Source organism: Rhodococcus triatomae (assembly GCF_014217785.1).
GTDB lineage: Bacteria > Actinomycetota > Actinomycetes > Mycobacteriales > Mycobacteriaceae > Rhodococcus_F > Rhodococcus_F triatomae.
The window spans coordinates 401,547-420,148 of the sequence record NZ_CP048814.1 but is presented as its reverse complement, the minus strand read 5'-3'; the positions used below and the strand labels follow the sequence as shown (position 1 = coordinate 420,148).

At 68.7% G+C, this 18,602-nt stretch carries 17 protein-coding genes, 2 tRNA genes and 2 pseudogenes; 14 read left to right on the top strand and 7 right to left on the bottom strand.

From position 1 onward, the window contains the following. Nucleotides 1-8: 8 nt before the first annotated feature. Nucleotides 9-386, top strand: a complete 378-nt coding sequence (locus tag G4H71_RS01995; protein ID WP_083342888.1) for an ArsR/SmtB family transcription factor — start codon at nt 9-11, stop codon at nt 384-386. Between the two features lie 16 nt (nt 387-402). Here the strand turns inward: G4H71_RS01995 and G4H71_RS01990 are convergent, their stop codons facing one another. Beyond that, a complete protein-coding gene (locus G4H71_RS01990; RefSeq protein ID WP_072739278.1) occupies nt 403-861 on the bottom strand; it encodes a GNAT family N-acetyltransferase in 459 nt (152 codons plus the stop codon). A 49-nt stretch (nt 862-910) separates the two neighbouring features. Between G4H71_RS01990 and dinB the strand changes: the two genes are divergently transcribed. Further along, a complete protein-coding gene (gene dinB / locus G4H71_RS01985; RefSeq protein ID WP_371842777.1) occupies nt 911-2,179 on the top strand; it encodes a DNA polymerase IV in 1,269 nt (422 codons plus the stop codon). A gap of 50 nt (nt 2,180-2,229) precedes the next feature. On the opposite strand, the gene pepN is transcribed toward dinB, so the two are convergent. Together pepN and G4H71_RS01975 are read right to left on the bottom strand one after the other, a co-directional pair. Beyond that, nucleotides 2,230-4,809 carry an aminopeptidase N gene (pepN, locus tag G4H71_RS01980; RefSeq protein WP_072739279.1) on the bottom strand — a complete coding sequence of 860 codons (2,580 nt, stop codon included), beginning with the start codon at nt 4,807-4,809 and terminating at the stop codon, nt 2,230-2,232. A gap of 109 nt (nt 4,810-4,918) precedes the next feature. After that, nucleotides 4,919-6,158: pseudogene (locus G4H71_RS01975) on the bottom strand (NAD(P)/FAD-dependent oxidoreductase). 187 nt (nt 6,159-6,345) lie between these two features. Between G4H71_RS01975 and G4H71_RS01970 the strand changes: the two are divergent. From G4H71_RS01970 to G4H71_RS01955, 6 genes and pseudogenes are all read left to right on the top strand, one after another. Continuing rightward, nucleotides 6,346-6,981 carry a mycothiol-dependent nitroreductase Rv2466c family protein gene (locus G4H71_RS01970; protein ID WP_437438441.1) on the top strand — a complete coding sequence of 212 codons (636 nt, stop codon included), beginning with the start codon at nt 6,346-6,348 and terminating at the stop codon, nt 6,979-6,981. 77 nt (nt 6,982-7,058) lie between these two features. Further along, nucleotides 7,059-7,193 carry a hypothetical protein gene (locus G4H71_RS22475; RefSeq protein WP_255314918.1) on the top strand — a complete coding sequence of 45 codons (135 nt, stop codon included), beginning with the start codon at nt 7,059-7,061 and terminating at the stop codon, nt 7,191-7,193. Nucleotides 7,194-7,382: 189 nt separating this feature from the next. Further along, a pseudogene (locus tag G4H71_RS22760) lies at nt 7,383-7,766 on the top strand (amino acid permease); the annotation flags it as partial. A 58-nt stretch (nt 7,767-7,824) separates the two neighbouring features. Further along, nucleotides 7,825-8,562: an APC family permease gene (locus G4H71_RS22755; RefSeq protein WP_311774407.1), complete on the top strand. Its 738-nt coding sequence runs from the start codon at nt 7,825-7,827 to the stop codon at nt 8,560-8,562. Between the two features lie 33 nt (nt 8,563-8,595). Continuing rightward, entirely contained in the window at nt 8,596-9,069 is a 474-nt protein-coding gene (locus tag G4H71_RS01960; RefSeq protein ID WP_072739286.1) for a ribose-5-phosphate isomerase, read from the top strand. 39 nt (nt 9,070-9,108) lie between these two features. Then, entirely contained in the window at nt 9,109-9,903 is a 795-nt protein-coding gene (locus G4H71_RS01955) for an Fpg/Nei family DNA glycosylase (protein ID WP_072739288.1), read from the top strand. A 3-nt stretch (nt 9,904-9,906) separates the two neighbouring features. Here the strand turns inward: G4H71_RS01955 and G4H71_RS01950 are convergent, their stop codons facing one another. Continuing rightward, nucleotides 9,907-10,347 carry a PPOX class F420-dependent oxidoreductase gene (locus G4H71_RS01950; protein WP_072739290.1) on the bottom strand — a complete coding sequence of 147 codons (441 nt, stop codon included), beginning with the start codon at nt 10,345-10,347 and terminating at the stop codon, nt 9,907-9,909. Between the two features lie 68 nt (nt 10,348-10,415). Next, a complete protein-coding gene (locus G4H71_RS01945) occupies nt 10,416-11,957 on the bottom strand; it encodes an MFS transporter (protein ID WP_072739291.1) in 1,542 nt (513 codons plus the stop codon). 89 nt (nt 11,958-12,046) lie between these two features. Here G4H71_RS01945 and G4H71_RS01940 point away from each other — a divergent pair, with 89 nt between their 5' ends. Then, the gene (locus tag G4H71_RS01940; RefSeq protein ID WP_072739293.1) at nt 12,047-12,589 is read left to right on the top strand and encodes a TetR/AcrR family transcriptional regulator; all 543 of its coding nucleotides are present in this window, start codon (nt 12,047-12,049) and stop codon (nt 12,587-12,589) included. Between the two features lie 53 nt (nt 12,590-12,642). Here G4H71_RS01940 and G4H71_RS01935 read toward each other — a convergent pair whose 3' ends face one another. Next, nucleotides 12,643-13,461, bottom strand: coding sequence for a hypothetical protein (locus tag G4H71_RS01935; protein ID WP_072739336.1), 819 nt, complete (start codon nt 13,459-13,461; stop codon nt 12,643-12,645). Between the two features lie 219 nt (nt 13,462-13,680). Further along, nucleotides 13,681-13,751 (bottom strand) — tRNA-Gly (locus G4H71_RS01930). 144 nt (nt 13,752-13,895) lie between these two features. Here G4H71_RS01930 and G4H71_RS01925 point away from each other — a divergent pair. The 5 genes from G4H71_RS01925 to clpX all read left to right on the top strand — a co-directional run bounded on the left by G4H71_RS01925 (nt 13,896) and on the right by clpX (nt 18,592). Next, nucleotides 13,896-13,972 (top strand) — tRNA-Pro (locus tag G4H71_RS01925). A gap of 97 nt (nt 13,973-14,069) precedes the next feature. Further along, the gene (gene tig, locus G4H71_RS01920) at nt 14,070-15,428 is read left to right on the top strand and encodes a trigger factor (RefSeq protein WP_072739294.1); all 1,359 of its coding nucleotides are present in this window, start codon (nt 14,070-14,072) and stop codon (nt 15,426-15,428) included. A 243-nt stretch (nt 15,429-15,671) separates the two neighbouring features. After that, nucleotides 15,672-16,259: an ATP-dependent Clp protease proteolytic subunit gene (locus tag G4H71_RS01915; RefSeq protein WP_072739296.1), complete on the top strand. Its 588-nt coding sequence runs from the start codon at nt 15,672-15,674 to the stop codon at nt 16,257-16,259. 124 nt (nt 16,260-16,383) lie between these two features. After that, on the top strand, nt 16,384-17,046 hold the full coding sequence (locus G4H71_RS01910) for an ATP-dependent Clp protease proteolytic subunit (RefSeq protein ID WP_072739297.1): 663 nt from the start codon (nt 16,384-16,386) through the stop codon (nt 17,044-17,046). A 265-nt stretch (nt 17,047-17,311) separates the two neighbouring features. Beyond that, the gene (gene clpX, locus G4H71_RS01905) at nt 17,312-18,592 is read left to right on the top strand and encodes an ATP-dependent Clp protease ATP-binding subunit ClpX (protein WP_072739299.1); all 1,281 of its coding nucleotides are present in this window, start codon (nt 17,312-17,314) and stop codon (nt 18,590-18,592) included. Nucleotides 18,593-18,602: the final 10 nt, after the last annotated feature.

Here is an 18,602-nt window from a genome sequence, read left to right as displayed (position 1 = left end):
GAAGAGGGATGGTGTCGCAGCAGGGGACGGGAGCTGTTCCGGTGGCGAGGGCGGCGAGCCTGGTCCATCCGGACGAGCCGGATCGCGCACGCCTCGACGCCGCGACCGAGACGTTCCGCATGCTGGCGGACCCGACGCGCCTGCACATTCTCTGGCAACTCACCCGGGGGGAGGCGGACGTCACGGCCTTGACCGAGGTCTCGGGAGCATCGCGCACCGCGGTCAGTCAGCACCTGGCGAAACTGCGGCTCACGGGACTGGTGGACACGCGCAGGGAGGGTCGGCGGGTGATCTACCGGATCCGTGACGGCCACCTCGCGCGGCTCGTGACCGAGGGGATCAATCACGCCGACCATCGTGTCACCGGCGAACCGCCGCACGAGTAGCGATCCGGCGGCGAATTCACGCCCGCTCGAACGACTTCGACAGGCAGACGCTCATCGGCATGTCTATGTAGGGGCCGTAGTTCTCGACGCGGGTGTACCCCGCTCGCGCGTACAGGGTCAGTGACTCGGGTTGGAACCGGCCCGTCTCGAGGACCGCGCCGGTGTAGCCGTCGGCGGCTGCCCACTTCTCCAGTTCGGCGAGGATCTCCCGAGCCGTGCCCTGCCCGCGTGCTCCGGGCACGACGAACATCCGCTTGATCTCGACCAGGCCCTCGGCGTGGTGGCGGAAGGCGCCGCATCCGACCGGGACCGCGCCGGCCACCGCGACGACGACGCGTGCGGTGGGATCCATCTCGTTGTGCGCGTCGTATGCGTCCTGCGCCTCGCCGTACCGCGCGCGCAGGTCGGCGTCGAGCGCCGTGGTCAGGGACACGAACCACGGATCGCTCGGGGTGGTGCGGTGCAGCGGCGCCATGGTCGGAAGCGTAGCGGCGCCGGCCCTTGTCGGTGGTCGATGCGAACATGTGTTCGTGTCGGAATGGTTGGATGTGGATGCGACGGGGCGGGGAAGTGACTCGGTGGCGCCCCGGCCGGAGGCGTCCATCCTGCATGCCGACCTCGACGCGTTCTATGCCTCCGTCGAACAGCGGGACGACCCGAGTCTGCGGGGGCGGCCCGTGATCGTCGGCGGCGGAGTCGTCCTGGCGGCGAGCTACGAGGCGAAGGCGTTCGGCGTGCGAACGGCGACCAGCGGATCGCAGGCGTTGCGTGCCTGCCCCCACGCGGTGGTCGTTCCGCCCCGGATGTCCGCGTACGCCGAGGCCAGCAAGGAGGTGTTCGCGATCTTCCGCGACACCACCCCGCTCGTCGAGGGGATCTCGATCGACGAGGCGTTCCTGGACGTCGCGGGTCTGCGCCGGACGGCGGGCGAACCCGTCGACATCGCCCGGCGCCTCCGCGACGCCATACGAACCGAAGTCGGCCTGCCGATCACCGTGGGAGTGGCCCGCACGAAGTTCCTCGCGAAGGTGGCCAGTGCGGTCGGCAAGCCGGACGGCCTGCTCGTCGTGCCACCCGCCGCAGAGCTCGAGTTCCTGCACCCGCTTCCCGTCGAACGACTGTGGGGAGTCGGCGCCGTCACCGCCGCCAAGTTGCACGTCGCCGGCATCCACACGGTGGGCGAACTGGCCCGGTTTCCCGAGGACCGGCTGGCATTCGCCGTCGGCGGCGCCGCGGCTCGGCATCTGCATGCCCTGTCGTGGGCGCGGGACCCGCGGCGCATCGACACCGGCCGGCGCCGGCGCTCCATCGGCGCGCAGCACGCGCTGGGGCGCGCGCCTCACACCGCACACGAGGTGGACGCCACGCTGACGCAACTGGTCGAACGGGTGGCAGGACGGCTGCGGCGCAGCGGGCGCCTGTGCCGCACCGTGATCGTCCGGTTCCGGTTCGCCGACTACGCCCGCGCCACTCGCTCCCGCACCCTGCACCACGCCACCACGGAGACCGAGGTGATCCTGCAGACCGCTCGCGACCTGGTGGCAGCAGCGGCGCCGCTCGTCGCCCAGCGCGGGCTCACCCTGATCGGGGTGTCCGTGACCGGATTCGACATCGGCGACGAGCAGCTCGAGCTCCCCTTCGACGACACGGGCGCCGAGATCCGGGACACCACGGTGCTCGACGGCACACTCGACGACCTGCGATCCCGGTTCGGGAGCTCGGCCGTCACCCGCGCCACGCAATTGGGCCGACGGCAGGGCGTCCAGGTGCCGATCCTGCCGGATCCGCCGTGACCGAACCGAGCCCGCGACGAAAGCCTCGTCTCGTCGCGGGCCCGTACCGGTCAGCCCGCGTCGAAGGCGCGAGCGGCCAACGACCGCACGATCCCGGCACGGCCCTCCACCACCAGGCGCCGCAATGCCGGTGGCAACTCCTCACCGAGGAAGCGATCGGCCGCAGCCACCGCCTCCGCGCTGACCGCCCACGTCGGGTAGAGGCCGACCACGACCGTCTGCGCCACCTCGCTCGAACGGCGCTCCCACACTCCGCGGATGTCGGCGAAGTAGCGCTCGACGAACGGGGCGAGCAGCTCGTCCTGGCCGGGCGCCGCGAATCCTCCGATGATCGACCGCGCGGTGATGTTGGGAAGGGAGTCGTCGTGCACCACCGTCGCCCAGGTCTTCTCCTTGACCGCGAGCTGCGGCCGGGCGGCGGCCGCGGCCGCCGCATGGCGCGCACCCGCGGCGGTGGCGTCGCGCCGGGCCTCTGCATCGATGAACGGGGTCTCCGGACCGTCGGCGTCGATCTCTCCCGCCCCGGCCAGCGCGACGACGATGCGCCACCGCAGGTCCGTGTCGACGACCAGTCCGGGAAGGCCCACCGTCGCCGGGTCCGCGTCGAGCAGCTCACGCAACACTTCCAGGTGCCATGCCGACAGCTGGGAGGTGGTCAGTGCATTGACGAATGCCAGCTGGTGGTCCGAGCCGGCCTTCGCTTCGCGGGCCAGCTCGAGAATGCGGTTCGCGAAGCCGGGCCAGCCGTGCTCCTCGGCCCATCCGGGCTCGGAGTAGGCGCCGAGGGCGGTCTGCGCCTGGAGCAGAGTCCGCTGCACCACACCGACCTCCGTCTCGGCGCCGATGCCGCGCTCGACGAGGGCGACGAAATCGCGGGCCCGGAGTTCTGCTTGGCGGGTCATCTCCCACGCCGCCGACCAGACGAGGGTGCGCGGCAACGAATCCGCGATGTCGCCGACTCGGCTGATCGCCGTGTCGAGCGACACCGGGTCCAGCCGCACCGAGCAGTACGTGAGGTCGTCGTCGTTGACCAGCACGAGCTTTCCGCGAGGGGTCCCGATCAGTTCGGGCACCTCGGTCGACTCGGCCGCGTCGAGATCGAGCTCGACGCGCCGGGCGCGGACCAGCCTGCCGTCCCGGTCGTCGTAGATGCCGACGGCAAGGCGGTGGACGCGTCGCTCTCCCGCGCCGGGGGTGGCGCCTTCCTGCACGATCGAGAACCGGGTGAAGTTCCCGTCCTCGTCGACGTCGAAGTCGGGGCGCAGGATGTTCAGGCCCGTGGTCTTGAGCCACTGGGCGCCCCAGTCGGACAGGTCCCGTCCGGACGACGCCTCGAGTGCTGCGAGCAGGTCGTCGAACGTGGCGTTGCCGAACGCGTGGTCGGCGAAGTACGACCGGAGCCCGGCCAGGAACGGCTCCAGCCCGACGTAGGCCACCAACTGCTTGAGTACGCTCGCGCCCTTCGCGTAGGTGATGCCGTCGAAGTTCACTTCGACGGCGGCGAGGTCGGGGATGTCGGCCGCGATGGGGTGCGTCGACGGCAACTGATCCTGCCGGTAGGCCCAGGACTTCTCGACGTTCGCGAACGTGGTCCAGGCGCTCGTGTACTCGGTGGCCTCCGCCTGGCACAGGACGGACGCGAACGTCGCGAACGACTCGTTGAGCCACAGGTCGTCCCACCAGCGCATGGTGACGAGGTCGCCGAACCACATGTGCGCCATCTCGTGGAGCACGGTCTCGGCGCGCCGCTCGTAGGCGTAGCGGGTGACCTTGGAACGGAACACGTAGTCCTCGAGGAACGTGACGGCGCCCGCGTTCTCCATCGCACCGGCATTGAACTCGGGAACGAACAACTGGTCGTACTTGCCGAACGCGTACGGCACACCGAAGTTGCGGTGGTAGAAGCCGAATCCCTGTTTCGTCTCGGTGAAGAGGCGGTCCGCGTCCATGTGCTCGGCGAGCGAGGCGCGGCAATATATGCCCAGCGGAATGTCGCCGTGCTCGTCCGAGTAGACGTCGGTCCAGCGGGCGTACGGTCCGGCGACGAGAGCGACGAGATAGGTGCTCATCTTCTCGGTGGGCCGGAAGACGTGCCGGCCCGGCTCGTCGGCCACCGTGTGTACCACCTCGGCGTTCGAGACGACCTGCCACTCGGGCGGAGCGCTGACCCGCACCGCGAACGTCGCCTTGAGATCCGGTTGGTCGAAGCACGCGAACATCCGCTTGGCGTCGGCCGTTTCGAACTGGGTGTACAGGTACACCGCGCCGTCCGCCGGATCGACGAACCGGTGCAACCCCTCTCCGGTGTGCGAGTAGAGGCAGTCCGCGACGACCTCGAGCTCGTTCGTCGCGGCCAGGTCCCCGAGCGGGATGCCCGTGGCCTCGTCGTACCCCGTGACGTCGAGTGCGACCCCGTTGAGGGCGGCCGAATGTACCTGTGCGGCAACGAGGTCGATATAGGTGGAGGTCCCGGGTTCCGCCGTGAACGTCACCGTGGTGGTAGATCGGAAGGTGCCCTCTCCCGGAGCGCCGTCACCGTCCGTCAGGTCCAGATCGATGACGTACTGGTCCACCTGCAGGAGCGCCGCACGTTCGGCTGCCTGCTCGCGGGTCAGATTCGGTGGGGCCACGGATGCCTCCTCGGGTCGGGCGTGACGCGGTGGTGAGTTCGGTCGCCACCATCCCATCACGACCGGGCGCCACTCGCGACCAGCACGGTTCGGCGAGGATGCCCGTGACTCAGGAGACCAGGTCTGGCAGCGGCACCGACGGATCGGCGAGCCGGTCGACCGAGACCGGGCGCGCGGACCCGATCAGGGATCTCACGTCGTCCGTCACGTCCCACACGTTGACGTTCATCCCGGCCAGCACCACGTCGTTCTCGTCGAGCCAGAAGGCGACGAACTCGCGCGCGGCCACGTCGCCTCTGGTCACGACGCGGGCGTAGCCGCCGGCAGGAACGTAGCCGACGTACTCCATGCCCAGGTCGTACTGGTCGGTGAAGAAGTAGGGGAGATTGGTGTACTCGGCCGCCCGCCCGAGCATCGTCGCGGCGGCAACGGCCGGTTGGTTCAGCGCGTTCGCCCAGTGTTCGACTCGGATCCGTGCGCCGAGCGTGGGGTGCTGCTGTGCGGCGATGTCTCCGACCGCGACGATGTCGGGGTCGCTGCTGAGCAGGGAGGCGTCGACGGCGACGCCACCGTCGGCGAGTTCCAGTCCTGCGCCCTCGGCGAGTTCGATGTTCGGGACGGCCCCGACGGCGACCAGGACCGCGTCCGCGGCGAGCGTGGCCCCCGTCGCCGAGTCGGACCCCGGTGGCCCGGCCGCCCTCGGTGACGATCTCCCGGACAGAGGTACCGAGGAACAGCTGGACGCCGTGCGCGCGGTGAAGTTCCGCGAACACCGTGCCCATCTCGGTGCCCAGCGCCGCGAACAGGGGTACCTCGGCAGCTTCGACCACGCTCACCGACGCGCCGCGGGTCCGGGCGGAGGCGGCGACTTCGAGACCGATCCAGCCCGCGCCGATCACGACGAGACGGGTGCCGGATTCGACGGCGCCGATCAGTACGTCCGCCTCGTCGATCGTCCGGAGATGGTGGACACCCGAGGCATCGGCTCCCGGCAGCGGAAGGCGCCGGGAGCGAGATCCCGTCGCCAGCGCCAGTGTGTCGTAGCCGACCGTGCTGCCATCCGGAAGGGTGATCGTGTGTGCACGCGGATCGAGACCCGTGACCGTGGTCCCGATCCGTAGTTCCACATTGTGGTCGCGGTACCAGTCGCCGGTGGCCACGGTGAAGTCGTCGAGTGGCTTGCGGCCGGTGAAGTGTTCCTTCGACAGCGGTGGACGCTCGTAGGGGAGATGTTCCTCGCCGGCGAAGAGTACGATGTGGCCGTCGAAGTCGTTGTCGCGCAGCGCCTCCGCGGTCTTCGCGCCGGCCAGTCCGCCGCCTACCACGACGAAGGTGCGATCGGTGGTCATGTCAGTGCACTCCCTTCGGATCCGCTCCGCCGGGCAGGCTCTGCCGAGCTCGGAACGGTCGCTGCCGTCTCCTCGAGCGTACTGCTCGAGGAGACGTGCGGAAGCAATCTCGCCGGGGTGGTGTTGGGATGGACGAGGTGCACCGTGCGAACGGCGACCGCGACAGACGACGACAGGGAGAATGCACGTGAGCAGTGAGACCGGCGTGAGCAGTGAGACCGGACGGGACCGGGCAGATTTCTGGTTCGACCCGCTGTGCCCGTGGTGCTGGATCACCTCGAGATGGATCCTGGAGGCGGAGAAGGTGCGCGACATCGACGTGCACTTCCACGTCATGAGCCTGGCGGTGCTCAACGAGGGCCGGGATCTGCCCGAGGAGTACCGCGAGTTGATGGCCTCCGCCTGGGGCCCGGTCCGTGTCCTGATCGCCGCGGCCCGTGCACACGGGGACGAGGTGCTCGCACCGCTGTACACCGCCCTGGGCACGCGCATCCACAACGGCGGGGACAAGGACTTCGGGCGAGTCGTGGCGCAATCGCTCGAGGAGGTCGGACTTCCGGCCGATCTCGCCGCCGCAGCGGACACCGACAGCTTCGACGAGGAACTGCGCGTCAGCCATGCGGCGGGGATGGATGCCGTCGGTCCCGACGTCGGGACACCGACCATCCACGTCAACGGGGTGGCGTTCTTCGGGCCGGTGCTCTCGCGGATTCCGCGTGGGGAAGATGCGGGCCGAGTGTGGGACGGATCCGTCGCGCTCGCGAGCTACCCGCACTTCTTCGAGCTCAAGCGCACCAGGAACGAGGACCCGGTCTTCGACTGAGCGCCGTCGGTGCATGTCACACCCTCGATTTCGGCGGGGATGGCGTCCGATGTGGGTTGAATCGGATCATCCGATCCATGAAGGCTCGGGAGACACACCCGGCGGCGTGCGCGCTCTCCGGGTGGGGCCGGCTCGACGGCGATCACGTCTGGCTCGGGATCGGCAGGCTCGAGGAGTCGGTGCGCACACACTGCGAGCGCGTCGGGGCCTGAGGAGCCCGAGTCGCATTGTCGCGCTGCGGGCTACGTTCGCGCGTACTAGCATCGGCGTCCGGTGGCGACTCTCGACACGGCCGGAAGGACCCCTGCGACGTGACTCGGGACAGCGCCTCGCCCGCAGGGGCGCCTCGGCTACGTCGGCGCCTGGGCGTGGTCGACTCGGTGGCGATCGGACTCGGGTCGATGATCGGCGCGGGGATCTTCGCGGCTCTGGCTCCCGCCGCGGCCGCGGCCGGGGGCGCGCTGCTCGCGGCGCTGGCAGTGGCGGCCGTGATCGCGTACTGCAACGCCACCTCCACCGCTCGGCTCGCGGCGATCTACCCGCAGTCCGGTGGCGCCTACGTCTACGGCCGTGAGCGTCTGGGCCCCTTCTACGGGTACCTGGCCGGATGGGCTTTCGTCGTCGGTAAGACGGCGTCGTGTGCCGCGATGGCACTGACCGTCGGCGCCTATGCGTGGCCGGGACGCGAACAACTCGTCGCGGTCGTCACCGTCCTCGTGATCACGGCGGTCAACTGCCTGGGAGTGCAGAAGTCCGCCCTGCTGACACGCGGGATCGTGGTCGCGGTGCTGCTGGTGCTGGCGACGGTCGTCGTGGCCTGCCTGGTCGGCGCCGACGAGGGGGGTGGGTGCGCTGGTGTCGGCGCCCGAGCGCGGAGTCGTGGGGGTGCTGCAGGCTGCCGGTCTGCTCTTCTTCGCCTTTGCCGGGTATGCCCGGATCGCGACTCTCGGGGAGGAGGTCCGCGATCCCCGCCGCACCATCGCGCGGGCCGTCCCGATCGCGCTGGCCGTCACGTTGGTGGTGTATGCCCTCGTCGCGGTGGCGGTTCTGTCCGTGCTGGGTCCCACCGGGCTCGCCGCCGCGACGGACCCGCTCGCGCAGGCCGTGCGGGCCGCCGGGTACCCCGGCCTGGAACCGGTCGTTCGGATCGCGGCCGTGGTCGCGGCGGCCGGGGCGCTGCTCACGCTCGTCCTCGGGGTGTCGCGTACGGCGCTCGCCATGGCCCGGGACCGGCACCTGCCGAGCCTGCTCGGTGCGGTCCACCCTCGCTTCGGCGTGCCGTACCGAGCCGAGATCGTGGTGGGGACGGTCGTTGCGCTGCTGGCCGCCACCGCGGACCTCCGCGAGGTGATCGGGTTCTCGTCGTTCGCGGTACTGGTCTACTACCTGATCGCGAACCTGTCCGCGTGGACGCTGTCGTCGCGCCCCTGGCCCCGGACCGTCGCCCTGGTCGGGGGACTCGGATGTCTCCTCCTCGCGGCGTTTCTTCCGGCAGCGGCGGTGATCGGGGGCTGTGTGGTCCTGGGTGCTGGTGCGCTGGTCTACCGGACGCGCGCAGCGCTCGGTGCACCCGGCCCCTGACCGGTGGCCGCGGGGGTCTGTCAGAATTGCCGCATGCGCGTATACCTGGGTGCCGATCACGCCGGCTTCGAACTCAAGAACCAGATCAAGGACCACCTGATCGCGAACGGCCACGAGGCGGTGGACTGCGGCGCACACGAGTACGACGCGCTCGACGACTACCCCGCCTTCTGCATCGACGCCGCGCGCCGTGTGGTGGAGGACGAGGGCAGCCTCGGCATCGTGCTCGGCGGCAGCGGCAACGGTGAGCAGATCGCCGCGAACAAGGTTCCCGGCGCCCGATGCGCGCTGGCCTGGAGCGTCGAGACCGCGCAGCTCGCGCGCCAGCACAACAAGGCTCAGTTGATCGGCATCGGCGGCCGCATGCACACGCTGGAGGAGGCACTCGCCATCGTCGACGCCTTCCTCGCCACCCCGTGGTCGGGGGAGGAGCGGCACCAGCGCCGCATCGACATCCTCTCGGAGTACGAGCGCACCGGCGTCGCCCCCGCCGTCCCCGGGGCATGACCGCAGACCCCCGTCACCCGGTGGGGAGGCGACGGGGAAGTGCCTGAGGGCCATACCCTGCATCGGCTCGCACGTCTGCACCAGCGACGGTTCGCCGGGGCGCCGGTGCGGGTGGGGAGCCCGCAGGGTCGCTTCGCCCACGAGGCCGCGCGGCTGGACGGCAGAGTCCTCGAACGTGCCGACGCCTGGGGCAAACACCTGTGGCATCACTACGAGGGTGACCTCGTGGTGCACGTTCACCTCGGGCTGTACGGGGCATTCACCGACTGGGATCTGCCCGCACCCGACCCGGTGGGCCAGATCCGAATGCGGATGACCGGTGCTACCCACGGGACGGATCTACGGGGACCGACGGCCTGCGAGGTGCTCACCCCGGATCGAGTCGAGGCGATCGAGGCGCGACTCGGCCCCGATCCGTTGCGCCCGGACGCCGATCCGGAACGAGCGTGGTCGAAGATCTCGCGGTCCCGGACCCCGATCGGTGCCCTTCTGATGGACCAGTCCGTGCTCGCGGGCGTGGGCAACGTCTACCGTGCCGAGGTGTTGTTCCGGCACGGTATCCACCCCGAACGCCAGGGTCGGTCGCTGGACCGGCAGGAATGGGACGCGATCTGGGCCGACCTCGTCGAGCTGATGCAGGTCGGTGTCCGTCGAGGACGGATGCACGTGGTGCACCCGGAACACGACCACGGCGAGCCCGCCTACGCCGCGGATCGGCCGCGCACCTACGTCTACCGTCGCGCCGGGGCATCCTGCCGCATCTGCGGCGAACCCGTGGCGCACGCGGTCATGCGCGGCCGGAACCTGTTCTGGTGCCCCCGCTGTCAGCAGTGACGCTCAGCCGGTGAGGTCCCGTTCGGCGACGACACCGGCGACCCGTACCCGGACCAGCAGTTCGCCGGGTACCGCGTTGCGTCGCCCGAACTCGGCGCCCGCTTCCTCGCCCATGTAGCGGCTGCCCAGGCGTGTCGCCCACGTCAGCAGCGCATCCGGGTCCCGGTCGAATACGGCCTCGCCGGTGAGGATCACGAAGCCGAACGGCGGTTCCTGGTCGTCCACACAGATCGACACCCGGGGGTCGCGGGCGAGATTGCGTCCCTTGACCGACTTCTCGCCGGTGCTGAACACCACCTCGGTCCCGCCGGGAGCGTGCGTGTCGAGGGTGAACCACACCGGGGCCACGTGCGGTCGCCCGTCCGCGCGGACGGTGGCGACCTTCGCGGTGCGGGTCCCGGCCAGGACGAATTCGTGCCATTCGGGCTCCGACATGTGCTCCATGTGTCGAGTGTGCCGAATCCGGATGTCGGGGTGGTCCGGATTCGGCACACGGCTGTCGCAGGGGGCCGTCAGGGCATGGTGCGACGCGTCCGCAGCGTGACGAACGCGAGCCCGGCGGCCACCACCATCAGGGCGGCCCCGATGCCGGAGGTGACGCCGACGCCGGTGTCGAAGGCGCTGCCTGCCGATTCGAGTAGTGCGGCGCCCAGCTCGGGCGGGAGCGTCTCGGCGACATGATGTGCCCCGCCGAGCGTTTCGCCGGCGGCCTCTGCGGCCTCGGTGCCGATTCCGTCGGGCACCACCAGGTGCGACCGGTACGACGCGGTGAGGATGGTTCCCAGCACCGCGGTACCCAGAACCGCACCCAGTTCGTAGGCGGTCTCGGACACCGCCGAGGCGGCACCCGCCTTCTGTGGAGGGACACTCGAGACGATGAGGTCGTTGGAGATCGTCTCGGCCGCACCGATACCGGCCCCGAGGACGGCGAAGGCGACGAGGATCGGCGCCACCGCGTCCGGCGTGGCGAACACGAGTACGGCGACGTAGCCGAGCGCGGACAGCAGCAGGGCCGTCACCACGATGGTGACCGGTGCGATCCGGCGCACCAGAGGCACCACGGAGAGCCCGGCGACGACCATGACCAGCAGGCCGGGGACGAGGCTCAGGCCTGCCTGCATCGGGCGTTGCCCGATCACCAGTTGCAGATGCTGCGACACGAAGAACAGGAAGCCGACGAGCGAGAACACGCTCAACAGGTTCACCACGACGGCGCCCGAGAACGTCGGCACCGTGAACAGACGGACATCCAGCATCGGGTCCGGCCGCCGCAACTGGCGCCGGACGAACAGCGCGGTCGCCACGAGGCCGACCACCGCGGGGACGACGATCGAGGCCGCCGAGCCGTCCTTGGCGACGTTCTTGATCGCGAACACGAGCGGTGCGAGGGCTGTCAGGGACAGCGCGATGCTCACCGGGTCGATCCGGCCGGGATTCGGGTCCCTCGACTCGGGCACGAAGATCGGGGCCAGGATCAGCAACGGGATCAGCACCGGGACGGCGAGCAGGAACACCGAGCCCCACCAGTAGTGCTCGAGCAGGAACCCGCCGACGATCGGCCCGAGCGCCGCGCCCGCGGCGAAACAGGCGGCCCACACCGCGATCGCGAGCCGTCGTTGCGTCGCGTCGACGAAGATGTTGCGGAGCAGCGACAGGGTGGAGGGCATGAGCATCGCGCCGAAGAAGCCGAGCGCTGCGCGGGAGGCGATCAGCATCTCGGCGGACGGGGCGTAGGCCGCGAACACCGATACCGCCGCGAACCCGGTGGCGCCGAGGAGTAGCAGGCGCCGCCGCCCGAATCGATCTCCCATGCTGCCCATCGACACCAGGAGCCCCGCCAACACGAGCGGGTAGATGTCGATGATCCACAGCTGCTGGCTGCCCGACGGCCCCAGAGCGGCCGAGATCGACGGCAGCGCGAACGCGAGCACCGTGTTGTCCACCGAGACCAGCAGGACCGGAAGCATCAGGACCGCGAGCGCGAACCATTCCCGGGGCCCGGCCGTCGCCGTACCGGGGGCACGTGAGGGGGCGGTGGGGGCGAAGGTGGACATGCTTCTCTCCGGTCGAAAGGGATGGATGAGGGACGAGACGTTACTGTACCAGCTGGACGGTACAGTAACGAGCCCCTTATCATCGGCACGTGCCTCCTCCTCCCGCCGCGCGTGCCCGACTACTGGATGCGTTCATCGAGATCCTCATCGAGAACGGCGAACGCGCCGCCACGCTGGAAGCCGTCGCGACCGAGGCGGGAGTGTCGAAGGGTGGGCTGCTCTACCACTTCGGCTCGAAGGATGCGCTCGTGGAGGGGCTCGTCGCGTACCTGGAGGAACTCGCCGCCGCCGACATCGACACGATGCGGACCGCGCCGGAGGGGCCCGCCGCCTACTACCTCACGACGTCGAACTACGCCGACAGCCCACTCGACCGCGCGATCGTCTCCACGATGCGACTGAGTCAAGGTGCGAACGCGCGGGCGCAGGAGGCGTTGCTCAGGATCCACCACGGTTGGATGGACGCGCTCGCGGACGAGATGGGCGACCGCACCGCCGCGCGGATGGTCGCGCTCATGGGGGACGGTCTCTACTACAACGCGGCGCTGTCCGGGAACACCGTCGTGGCTTCGCAGCAGGAGATGAACGACCTACTCGACATGGTGCGCCGCATCACCCGCAGCGAGAACTGACGCGCCGCCCGCGGTGCGGGCGGCGCGTCAGTGGCGGTGCGAGTGGGCGGGCGTCAGAAGTCGAAGCCCCCGAAGTCCCCGCCCCCGAAGTCTCCGCCCCCGAAGTCTCCTCCGCCGAAGTCGTCCCCACCGGCAGCGCCGAAGTCGGTGTCGCCGCCCGCATCTCCGCCGTCGCCGTAGCCGCCGTCGCCGTCTCCGTACCCGCCGTCGCCGGCACCCGCGTCCGAGCCGTCACCGGCTCCACTCTCGAAATCCTGTGCGCTGTAGCCGACTCCGGCCATTCCGGAGAACAGAGCCGAGAAGAGGAACATCGACCCGATGCCCCATGCGCCCGCGACGAGGGCCGGCTTCCACCACGGTTCGGAGTACCAGCCGGCCGGGACGGGCCGCCCGGCGACCCGGCCGCCGGGGTAGTAGTTCGGCGTACGTCCCGAGGGGGTCGGGGAAGCGGCGACCTGCCGGCCCTCGAACTCGATCTCGCGCTCCTCGGTGACGGTGCCTGCCGACTTCTGCCCGTCGAGGGTGGGGACCTCCGGTCCGGGATCCATGCCCATCGCGGTGCGGGCCGCGCGGATGTAGTAGAGCCCTTCGAGAGCGGTCTGCTTCGCGAGCCGGGCCTGGACCGGGGAGTTGGCCTGCTCGATCTGGGACCCCGCTGCCGTGTACCGCTCGGAGGCGTCCGCGAGTGCCTGCTTGGATGCGGTGTCGGAGCCCACCAGTGCGTAGACCTGTCCACCGAGCCGTTCGATCGCCTGGCGGGCATCCGCCTTGGCGTCCTCGAGCTGGCGTGTCGAGCTTCCCGAATTGTTCTGCGTGCGCATCACGAGGAAGACGACGGCTGCGAGAACAGCGAGGATGAGGATCAATTCCATGGTGGGGCCTCCAGTGTCCGAGGTCGGCAGTGCGGCGAGGTCGGCAATTCGGACACTGTCCACCCTACCGACGGCCGGGAGTGTTACGCGGAGAGCGAACGAACCGCCGGAGCCGGCGGAGTGAACGTGCGGTGAACAGGGGTTCGGCGCAGCGCCACGGGGGTGGGCGGGCGCCGATCGAAAAGAAGCGCCTCCCGGGTGGGGAGACGCTTCTTCGAGAGGGGATGACGGGAATCGAACCCGCGTAATCAGTTTGGAAGACTGAGGCTCTACCATTGAGCTACATCCCCGGTGCTTTCGGCAGCGAGGATACAACATCCGGCGCTGTCGGCTGCGATCACCGACTGTACCGAACCCGGCTTTGGAATTCCTAATCGGGGGGCCGTAGGATTCTCCCTCGGGTCCTCACAGGTCGGTGGGGTTCCTTCTCGAACCGGGATGTGGCGCAGCTTGGTAGCGCATCCGCTTTGGGAGCGGAGGGTCGCAGGTTCGAATCCTGTCATCCCGACCAGAAGAACACCGGCACCGAGCCGACCCGGAGGACCGGCCGACCGAAATCGGCCCGGTTCGCCGGACAGATGTACACGAGCACACGAAGGAGCAAGTCCGTGAAGAGCACCGTCGAGCAGCTCAGCCCGACGCGAGTCCGTATCAACGTTGAGGTGCCCTTCGAGGAGCTCAAGCCTGATTTCGACAAGGCCTACAAGGCGCTCGCGCAGCAGATTCGTCTCCCCGGATTCCGTCCGGGCAAGGCTCCCGCCAAGTTGCTCGAGGCGCGCGTCGGCCGCGGCGCCGTGCTCGAGCAGGTCGTCAACGACACCCTGCCGGGCAAGTACTCCGAGGCCGTGACCACCGCCGAGGTCAAGGCCATCGGCCAGCCGGAGATCGAGATCACCAAGCTCGAGGACGGGGAGACCCTGGAGTTCACCGCCGAGGTGGACGTCCGCCCCGAGATCACCCTTCCGGACTACTCGACCATCGCGGTGACGGTCGACCCGGTCGAGATCACCGAGGAAGCGGTCGACGAGCAGTTGCTGTCCCTGCGTCAGCGGTTCGGCACCCTCACCGGAGTGGATCGCGCGGTCCAGGACGGCGACTTCGTGTCGATCGACCTGTCGGCGACCGTCGACGGTGAGGACGTCCCCGAGGCCGCCACCACCGGGCTCTCCCACGAGGTCGGCTCCGGCCAGCTGATCGAGGGGCTCGACGAGGCGATCATCGGCCTGAAGGCCGGCGAGTCGAAGGAGTTCTCCTCGAATCTCGTCGCCGGGGACCACGCGGGCAAGGAAGCGGTGGTCACCGTCACGGTGGACACCGTCAAGGAGCGCGAGCTCCCCGAGGCTGACGACGAGTTCGCCCAGCTCGCGAGCGAGTTCGACACGCTCGACGAGCTGGTGGCCGACCTGCGTGAGCGGGTGGGCCGCGTCCGCAAGGTCGAGCAGGCCGGTCAGATCCGCGACAAGGTTCTCGAGCAGCTGCTCGAGACCGTCGACGTCCCGCTGCCCGAGGCCGTGGTCAAGGCCGAGGTCGATTCGGCGCTGCACGACGCGATCCACGGTCTCGATCACGACGAGGCGGCACTGGACAAGCTGCTCGAGGAGCAGGGGTCGAGCCGCGAGGAGTTCGACAAGGACGCCAAGGAGAGCGCCGAGCGTTCGGTGAAGACCCAGCTGCTGCTGGACTCGATCGCCGATGCCGAGGACGTCACCGTCGGGCAGGACGAGCTCACCGAGCGCATCCTGTTCCAGGCGCAGCGCTACGGCATGGCGCCCGAGCAGTTCATCCAGCAGATCCAGCAGGCCGGTCAGCTCGGTGCCGTGTTCGCCGACGTCCGTCGCGGCAAGGCTCTCGCCGAGGTCGTCGAGAAGGCCGTCGTCACGGACACCGCCGGCGAGTCCATCGACACGGCCGAGCTTTTCGGCTCGGGTGAGTCCGACGATTCCGCCGACAGCGAATCCGCTGAATAAGGCTGGTCACAGGGCGATTCGTCCTCTCGATCGAGGGATGCGATTTCCGCTTTGAGCGAAGTAGGGCGGCACCGGGACTCCGGTGCCGCCCTACTTCGTTAGTGTCTGTGTAGGCAAGACAGTTGCTTCACCATGAGGCTTCTCGCGAGAAGCTCCACCACGAAGATTTCACTTCAGAAGGCAGGTACCGTGACTTCCCATCACCTGGAGACCCCACATCTGGCTACCCTGCAGAGTCCCGCCATGACCTCGGCCACTTCCGGCCTGAATCTCAGTGATTCGGTCTTCGAGCGCCTGCTGCGTGAGCGCATCATCTTCCTCGGTACCCAGGTCGACGACGACATCGCGAACAAGCTCTGCGCACAGATCCTGCTGCTCGCCGCGGAGGATCCGACCCGCGACATCTCGCTGTACATCAACTCGCCGGGCGGTTCGGTCAGCGCCGGAATGGCGATCTACGACACCATGCAGTTCGCGGAGTGCGACGTCGCCACCTTCGGAATGGGGCTGGCCGCATCGATGGGCCAGTTCCTGCTCTCGGCGGGAACGAAGGGCAAGCGGTACGCCCTCCCGCACGCGCGGATCATGATGCACCAGCCGTCGGCCGGTATCGGCGGTACCGCGAGCGACATCGCGATCATGGCCGAGCAGTTCGCGCACACCAAGCGGGAAATGGCCGAGCTCATCGCGGCACACACCGGACAGACGGTCGAACAGATCACCGCGGACTCCGACCGCGACCGTTGGTTCACCGCGCAGCAGGCACTCGAGTACGGCTTCGTGGACCACGTCGTGAGCCGGGCGAATCAGGCCGGCGGCACGGGTAACTGATCCGCAGTTCCCGCGCCTCCGCAGTTCTCACGCCTGCGAACGCCTCGACCCTCGAACGCCTCGACCCTCGAAAGCCTCGACTCGAGCTCTTCGACTCGAGCTCCTCGACTTATTGGGAGAACCGATGACCAACCTGTTCGATCCACGCCAGCCCGGCGGCAGCGCGGGTGCACCGGCGCAGAGCCGGTACATCCTGCCGCAGTTCACCGAGCAGACCAGCTACGGCGTCAAGACGTCCGACCCCTACAACAAGCTGTTCGAGGAACGCATCATCTTCCTCGGCTCACAGGTCGACGACGTCTCCGCGAACGACCTGATGGCCCAGTTGCTGGTCCTCGAATCGCAGGACCCGGACCGCGACATCACGATGTACATCAACTCGCCCGGTGGTTCGTTCACGTCGCTGATGGCGATCTACGACACCATGCAGTACGTCCGCGCCGACATCACCACTGTCTGCCTGGGCCAGGCCGCCTCGGCGGCGGCGGTGTTGCTGGCCGGCGGAACCCCCGGTAAGCGGCTCGCGCTCCCGAACGCTCGCATACTGATCCACCAGCCGGCCACGGGTGGTATCCAGGGTCAGGTCTCCGACCTCGAGATCCAGGCCGCGGAGATCGAGCGGATGCGTCGCCTGATGGAGACCACGCTGGCCAGGCACACGGGTAAGGACCCCGACGTGATCCGCAAGGACACCGATCGCGACAAGATCCTCACCGCGGCCGAGGCCGTCGAGTACGGCATCATCGACGACGTGCTCGAATACCGGAAGCTCAGCGCCCAGAAGTAGACGCCACCGGACCCGTATTCGGTTCCGGGCCGTGCGACACGCCCGGCCCGGAACCTCGGGTAGCGGTATCGTCCGGACAGTCCACTCGGCGATTCGGGTGGGACCTCGCCCCGGCGACCCGTACCGTGGCGGATGGCCGGTGGACGGCGATACGCCCCGTACGCGGCGCGAATCGCCGGTAAGCAGTCGACCTGGTTCCGAAAATCCGGGTACGGTCACATGACGGGCGGTTGCACGTTCACGAAGGAAGTAGGGACCTGACGAGATGGCACGCATCGGTGACGGCGGAGATCTGCTCAAGTGCTCTTTCTGTGGCAAGAGCCAGAAGCAGGTCAAGAAGCTCATAGCGGGTCCAGGGGTGTACATCTGCGACGAGTGCATCGACCTCTGCAACGAGATCATCGAGGAAGAGCTCGCCGAGTCCAGCGACGTCAAGCTGGACGAGCTGCCCAAGCCGACCGAGATCCGTGAGTTCCTGGAGAACTACGTGATCGGGCAGGATTCCGCGAAGCGGACCCTCGCGGTGGCCGTCTACAACCACTACAAGCGGATCCAGGCGGGCGACAAGTCCCGTGATCCGCGTGGTGAGAGCGTCGAGATCGCCAAGTCGAACATTCTCATGCTGGGCCCGACCGGCTGCGGAAAGACCTACCTCGCCCAGACACTCGCCAAGATGCTCAACGTGCCGTTCGCCATCGCGGACGCGACCGCGTTGACCGAGGCCGGGTATGTCGGCGAGGACGTCGAGAACATCCTCCTCAAACTGATCCAGGCCGCGGACTACGACGTCAAGCGAGCCGAGACCGGCATCATCTACATCGACGAGGTCGACAAGATCGCCCGCAAGAGCGAGAACCCGTCGATCACCCGCGACGTCTCCGGCGAGGGCGTGCAGCAGGCGCTGCTCAAGATTCTCGAGGGCACGCAGGCGAGCGTGCCGCCGCAGGGCGGCCGCAAGCATCCGCACCAGGAGTTCATCCAGATCGACACCACCAACGTGTTGTTCATCGTCGCCGGCGCCTTCGCAGGGCTCGAGCGCATCGTGTCCGACCGGGTGGGCAAGCGCGGCATCGGTTTCGGTGCCGAGGTGCGGTCCAAGGCCGAGATCGACACGCGCGATCACTTCGCCGAGGTGCTGCCCGAGGACCTCATCAAGTTCGGGCTCATTCCCGAGTTCATCGGTCGGTTGCCGATCGTCGCATCGGTGACGAACCTGGACAAGGAGTCGCTGGTCCAGATTCTGTCCGAACCGAAGAACGCCCTGGTGAAGCAGTACACCAAGTTGTTCGAGATGGACAACGTGGAGCTCGAGTTCACCCAGGATGCGCTCGAGGCCATCGCGGACCAGGCCATCCTCCGGGGCACCGGGGCGCGCGGCCTGCGCGCCATCATGGAGGAAGTTCTTCTCCCGGTGATGTACGACATCCCCAGCCGCGACGACGTGGAGCGGGTCGTGGTCAGCGCCGAGACGGTCAACGACAACGTGCTGCCCACCGTCGTACCGCGCAAGCGCGAGCGCGGCGAGCGCCGGGACAAGTCCGCGTAGACTTCCGCTC

Excerpts from the sequence above, each read along its gene's own strand:
- G4H71_RS01910 (WP_072739297.1), top strand. The coding sequence starts at position 16,384 with ATGACCAACCTGTTCGATCCACGCCAGCCCGGCGGCAGCGCGGGTGCA.
- G4H71_RS01915 (WP_072739296.1), top strand. The coding sequence starts at position 15,672 with ATGACCTCGGCCACTTCCGGCCTGAATCTCAGTGATTCGGTCTTCGAG.
- G4H71_RS01945 (WP_072739291.1), bottom strand. The coding sequence starts at position 11,957 with ATGTCCACCTTCGCCCCCACCGCCCCCTCACGTGCCCCCGGTACGGCG.
- G4H71_RS22475 (WP_255314918.1), top strand. The coding sequence starts at position 7,059 with ATGAAGGCTCGGGAGACACACCCGGCGGCGTGCGCGCTCTCCGGGTGG.
- G4H71_RS01995 (WP_083342888.1), top strand. The coding sequence starts at position 9 with ATGGTGTCGCAGCAGGGGACGGGAGCTGTTCCGGTGGCGAGGGCGGCG.
- G4H71_RS01935 (WP_072739336.1), bottom strand. The coding sequence starts at position 13,461 with ATGGAATTGATCCTCATCCTCGCTGTTCTCGCAGCCGTCGTCTTCCTC.
- G4H71_RS01990 (WP_072739278.1), bottom strand. The coding sequence starts at position 861 with ATGGCGCCGCTGCACCGCACCACCCCGAGCGATCCGTGGTTCGTGTCC.
- clpX (WP_072739299.1), top strand. The coding sequence starts at position 17,312 with ATGGCACGCATCGGTGACGGCGGAGATCTGCTCAAGTGCTCTTTCTGT.
- G4H71_RS01950 (WP_072739290.1), bottom strand. The coding sequence starts at position 10,347 with ATGGAGCACATGTCGGAGCCCGAATGGCACGAATTCGTCCTGGCCGGG.
- G4H71_RS01960 (WP_072739286.1), top strand. The coding sequence starts at position 8,596 with ATGCGCGTATACCTGGGTGCCGATCACGCCGGCTTCGAACTCAAGAAC.